5 protein-coding genes are annotated in these 5,211 nt (G+C 74.0%); 2 read left to right on the plus strand and 3 right to left on the minus strand.

Features of this window, described 5'->3' with window-relative positions:
- Positions 1–45: 45 nt before the first annotated feature.
- Both ACFVIM_RS32535 and ACFVIM_RS32540 read right to left on the minus strand, forming a co-directional pair.
- Positions 46–711 (minus strand): response regulator transcription factor, encoded by a 666-nt coding sequence (locus ACFVIM_RS32535; RefSeq protein ID WP_015037008.1) that lies wholly within the window; start codon positions 709–711, stop codon positions 46–48.
- A gap of 759 nt (positions 712–1,470) precedes the next feature.
- The gene (locus ACFVIM_RS32540) at positions 1,471–2,208 is read right to left on the minus strand and encodes a DUF3000 domain-containing protein (RefSeq protein ID WP_384309193.1); all 738 of its coding nucleotides are present in this window, start codon (positions 2,206–2,208) and stop codon (positions 1,471–1,473) included.
- A gap of 92 nt (positions 2,209–2,300) precedes the next feature.
- Between ACFVIM_RS32540 and hemE the strand changes: the two genes are divergently transcribed.
- Positions 2,301–3,365, plus strand: coding sequence for a uroporphyrinogen decarboxylase (gene hemE, locus ACFVIM_RS32545; RefSeq protein ID WP_384309195.1), 1,065 nt, complete (start codon positions 2,301–2,303; stop codon positions 3,363–3,365).
- Positions 3,366–3,410: 45 nt separating this feature from the next.
- Here the strand turns inward: hemE and ACFVIM_RS32550 are convergent, their stop codons facing one another.
- Complete coding sequence (locus ACFVIM_RS32550; RefSeq protein ID WP_384309198.1) at positions 3,411–4,802, minus strand: FAD-dependent oxidoreductase; 1,392 nt, start codon at positions 4,800–4,802, stop codon at positions 3,411–3,413.
- A 125-nt stretch (positions 4,803–4,927) separates the two neighbouring features.
- On the opposite strand from ACFVIM_RS32550, the gene ACFVIM_RS32555 reads away from it, so the two are divergent.
- A partial coding sequence (locus tag ACFVIM_RS32555) for an FAD-dependent oxidoreductase (RefSeq protein ID WP_384309201.1) occupies positions 4,928–5,211 on the plus strand: 284 nt, incomplete at its 3' end.

The raw sequence follows: 5,211 nt of genomic DNA on the forward strand, positions 1-5,211 counted from the left end.
CGCCGGAACGTTCCGGCGACAGGCGCGCGGCAGACCGGGCGGTGCTCAGTGGATGATGCCGGTGCGCAGGGCCACCGCGACCATCCCGGCCCGGTCGCCCGTGCCGAGCTTGCGGGCGATCCGCGCCAGATGGCTCTTCACGGTCAGCGCGGACAGCCCCATGGAGACGCCGATGGCCTTGTTCGACTGGCCCTCCGCAACCAGCCGAAGGACCTCGACCTCGCGGCCGGACAGCTCGCGGTAGCCACCCGGGTGGCTCGGCGCGCCGGGGGGCCGCCGGTGCCCGAGCCGGGCCGCCGCCGCGCCGATCGGGGCGGCGCCGGGACGGGTGGGGTGGCCGATGTTGGTGCGCGTACCGGTCACGACATAGCCCTTCACCCCGCCCGCCAGCGCGTTGCGCACCGCGCCGATGTCATCGGCGGCCGAGAGGGCGAGACCGTTGGGCCAGCCCGCCGCGCGGGTCTCGGAGAGCAGGGTCAGCCCGGAACCGTCGGGCAGATGGACATCCGCGACACAGATGTCACGCGGATTGCCGACCCGGGGCCGGGCCTCCGCGATCGACGACGCCTCGATCACATCCCGCACCCCGAGCGCCCACAGATGGCGGGTCACGGTGGAACGGACGCGCGGGTCGGCGACGACGACCATGGCGGTCGGCTTGTTCGGGCGGTAGGCGACCAGGCTTGCGGGCTGCTCAAGGAGAACGGACACCAGACCTCCTGGGAAGGCGCGGGACGGGGGCTCGGGGATCAAGCCGGGGCGAACCGTGTGGTTCGGGTCACTGGACTCTTCGGCAGGCGGGGCGGTCGGCTTTAGGGAATGATCACGATTTGGTGAGTAACAATTGGTGCAATTCGGACGGCTGATCGATCATCCTATGACCGCCGGGCCCTCCCAGCCGGGCGCGCCCCCGTATGTGCCGCGCCTCCGCCGCCGCGCGCCCGCGCGTGCGCGCTCATGTGTCCACCCGTGTTCCCCCGCGCCGCTGCCCGCGCGCCCCACGTGCCCGTCAACGTGTGTGCCCGTGCCTCAGCCCATGCGCGCCCCGCACCCGCACCCCGGCCGCGCCCATGCCCGGCGCTCATCCGGCGTGCGCGCCCGTGTGTGAGCCCGTGTCTCTTCCCGTGCCCACCTCCCGGTCACCGGGCCTCGTCGCCCCGGCTCCTGCCGGACAGGCCCGCACCAGGGCGCGACCCTCACGGGGTACGTGCGCGGGGGTGCGGACCGTTGCCGGGTGGGCCGGGTACGGGGCTGGGCGGGTGGGGATGCCTGCCCGGCAGGGGGTTCCCGTGTGCCCACCCGTTCCGCCGTGCGGAACAGCTGCCCACAACGGGGTGGAACCCTGTGTCCACGACGGGGGCCCGGGGCCGTAATCCGGGGAAACCTGCCCCCTCGCACGGAGGTGGGACCCGGCTGCCCGGTGGCGGGGTGCGGCGCGTCCGGGGTGCGTGGGGCCCGCCCCGGAGGGGCCTAGCGGGGGTGGGGGCCGCGGCGTTGGGGGAGGGTGACGACCGCGGGGCCGGAGGGCTCGGCCGACACCGGCGGCACGCCTCCCGTCTGGCACAGCAGGTCACACCAGGCCGCCAGGTGCCCCGCCGTGTCCGGCACCCCGTCCCGCCCCGGCTGCGGCGTCCAGGACGCCCGGATCTCGATCTGGGTCGCGGGCCGCCGTTCCGCGAGCCCGCCGAAGTAGTGGGACCCGGCCCGGGTGACGGTGCCGCTGGGTTCTCCGTACGCCAGTCCGCGCGCCTCCAGCGCGCCGGTCAGCCAGGACCAGCACACCTCCGGCAGCAGCGGGTCCGCCGCCATCTCGGGTTCGAGTTCGGCGCGGACCAGGGTCACCAGCCGGAAGGTCCCCTGCCAGGCGTCATGGCCCGCCGGGTCGTGCAGGAGGATCAGCCGGCCGTCGGCGAGCTCCTGCCCCTCCTCGCCCTGCCCGCCCTCCCCGTCTTCCCCGTCGGCGTCGACCACCACCGCTTCCAGGGCGTACGCGTACGGTGCCAGTTTCCGGGGCGGGCGGGTGGGGTCCACCTCGACCCCGGGCCGGGGCCGCGCCGTACGCAGCGCCTCGACCGCGAGCCGGAACGGTCGCGGGACGCCGTCGCCCTCCCGGCCCTCCGTACTGTCCGACGGGTCAGCGCCGGAAGCGCCCGAGGCGCCGACGGAATGATCAGGATGATCGGAAAAGTGTCCCTGAGCCGCAGCCATGCGGGGAAGAGTAGGCGGAATGAGTCCTTCGCGCAGGGAAGGACACCCGGCGCGTGGTCGCCACTTGCGCCCGCCGTGCGAAGATTTGGGGCGTGAGCGCCAACGACCGCCCCTCGGGCCAGCAGCCGAAGCCGTATGAATCCGCCTTCCTCAAGGCGTGCCGACGTGAGCCCGTACCGCACACTCCGGTCTGGTTCATGCGGCAGGCCGGGCGCTCGCTCCCCGAGTATCTGAAGGTCCGCGAGGGCATCCCCATGCTGGAGTCGTGCATGCGGCCCGAGCTGGTGAAGGAGATCACGCTCCAGCCGGTCCGCCGCCATGGCGTCGACGCCGCGATCTACTTCAGCGACATCGTGGTCCCGCTCAAGGCCATCGGTGTCGACCTCGACATCAAGCCCGGTGTCGGCCCGGTGGTCGCCGAACCGATCCGTACCCGCGCGGACCTGGCCCGGCTGCGTGATCTGACCCCCGAGGACGTCTGGTACGTCACCGAGGCGATCGGTCTGCTCACCGAGGAACTGGGCACCACGCCGCTGATCGGCTTCGCGGGCGCGCCCTTCACCCTGGCCAGCTATCTCGTGGAGGGCGGGCCGTCCCGCAACCACGAGCACACCAAGGCCCTGATGCACGGCGACCCGGAGCTGTGGGCCGATCTGCTGGACCGCCTCGCCGAGATCACCTCCGCCTTCCTGAAGGTGCAGATCGAGGCGGGCGCCAGCGCCGTCCAGCTCTTCGACTCCTGGGTGGGCGCCCTCGCCCCCGCCGACTACCGGCGTTCGGTCATGCCCGCCTCCGCGAAGGTCTTCGCCGCCGTCGAGTCCTACGGAGTGCCGCGTATCCACTTCGGCGTCGGTACGGGTGAGCTGCTCGGCCTGCTCGGCGAGGCGGGCGCGGATGTCGTCGGCGTCGACTGGCGGGTGCCGCTGGACGAGGCCGCGCGCCGGGTCGGCCCCGGCAAGGCGCTCCAGGGCAATCTGGACCCGGCCGTCCTCTTCGCGGGCCAGGCGGCCGTCGAGGCCAAGACCGACGAGGTCCTGGCGGCGGCGGCCGGTCTTGAGGGCCATGTCTTCAACCTGGGCCACGGGGTGCTCCCGACGACCGACCCGGAGGCGCTGACCCGGCTGGTGGCGTATGTCCATGAGAGGACCGCGCGCTGACCTCCGACGGAGGGGCCACCGACTGACCCGGTGGCCCCGACCCCGTCAGCCCGCGGCCTCGCGCACCGCCGCCACCGCCTTGCGGGCCGCGATCAGGATCGGGTCCCAGACCGGGGAGAACGGGGGCGCGTAGCCCAGGTCCAGGGCCGTCATCGCCTCGACCGTCATCCCCGCCGTGAGTGCCACCGCCGCCACGTCGACCCGTTTCGCCGCGCCGTCGCGGCCCACGATCTGGACGCCGAGCAGTCGGCCCGTACGGAGTTCGGCGAGCATCTTCACCGTCATCGGGGCCGCGCCCGGGTAGTAGCCCGCGCGGCCGGTGGACTCGACGGTGACCGTCACGAAACGCAGGCCCACCGCCGCCGCGTCCTTCTCCCGCAGTCCGGTGCGGGCGATCTCCAGATCGCAGACCTTGGAGACGGCGGTGCCGACGACGCCCGGGAAGGTGGCGTAGCCACCGCCGATGTTGGCGCCGATGATCTGTCCGTGCTTGTTGGCGTGGGTCCCCAGCGGTACGTACCGTTCCCGGCCGGAGACCAGGTCGAGGACCTCCACACAGTCCCCGCCCGCGTAGACGTTCTCGTGGCCGCGCACCCGCATCGCCCGGTCCGTCAGCAGCCCGCCGGAGGCTCCCAGCGGCAGCCCCGCCGCGCGGGCCAGGGTGGTGTGCGGCTCGACGCCCGTCCCGAGGACGACCACATCGGCCGGGTACGCGCGCTCCCCGTCGGCCTCCCGCGCCCGCACCGCCCGCACCCGCCCGTCGGGGCCGGTGAGCACCGCCGTCACCTCGGCCCCGTTGACGGTGGTGATCCCGAGGCCGTCCATGGCCGTGTGGACCAGCCGTCCCATATCGGGGTCGAGGGTGGACATCGGCTGCTCGCCCCGGTTGAGGACGGTCACCTCGAAGCCCCGGTTGAGCAGCGCCTCGGCCATCTCCACCCCGATATAGCCCGCGCCGACGACGACCGCCCGGCGGCCCGGGACCGCGGCCAGGGTGTCGAGCAGCGCCTGGCCGTCGTCGAGGGTCTGCACCCCGTGTACCTCGGGTGCCCCGATCCCCGGCACCCGCGGGACCGCCGGGCGGGCACCGGTCGCGATCACCAGCTGGTCGTACGACGTCCAGCCCTCCGTGCCGCTCTCCAGGTCCCGGGCGCGCACCCGGCCGCGCGCCACGTCGATCTCGGTGACCTCGGTCCGGGTACGCAGCCCGATCCCGCGCTCACGGTGCTCGGCGGGGGTCCGGGCGATCAGCGCGTCCCGGTCCTGGACCTGGCCGCCGACCCAGTAGGGGATGCCGCACGCCGAGTACGAACTGAAGTGACCGCGCTCGAACGCGATGATCTCCAGTTCCTCCGGGCCCCTGAACCTGCGTGCCTGTGACGCGGCGGACATGCCTGCCGCGTCGCCTCCGATGACGACCAGTCGCTGAGCTGCCATGGGAGCACGCTACGCGGGCCGGGAACGGGGGCCGCACGGGCCTTCCGGCGGACCGGCCGACCCCGTCTCCGTACCGCTGGGGGCTGGACCCCCGGCCCGGCGGGGCCGTTTGAGAGAGTGAGCCCATGCACCCTGCGAACGACCACGCGGACCGAGCCGCCGCCGTACCCCCGCTCCACACCGTCGTCATCGGCGGCGGGATCTCCGGACTCGCCGCCGCGTACCGGCTGGTCACGGCCGGGGTGCGGGTGACCCTGCTGGAGGCGGGCGGGCGGCTCGGGGGCAAGCTGCTCGCGGGGGAGATCGCGGGCGCCCCCGTGGACCTGGGTGCCGAGTCGATGCTCGCCCGCCGCCCTGAGGCCGTCGCGCTCGCCCGCGCGGTGGGCCTGGGCGGGCGGCTCCAGCCGCC

The sequence above is a fragment of the Streptomyces sp. NPDC057638 genome (assembly GCF_042800315.1).
GTDB lineage: Bacteria > Actinomycetota > Actinomycetes > Streptomycetales > Streptomycetaceae > Streptomyces.

What these genes read in the sequence shown, in the direction of transcription:
- ACFVIM_RS32550 (WP_384309198.1), bottom strand. Translation starts at nt 4,802, where the DNA reads ATGGCAGCTCAGCGACTGGTCGTCATCGGAGGCGACGCGGCAGGCATG.
- ACFVIM_RS32540 (WP_384309193.1), bottom strand. Translation starts at nt 2,208, where the DNA reads ATGGCTGCGGCTCAGGGACACTTTTCCGATCATCCTGATCATTCCGTC.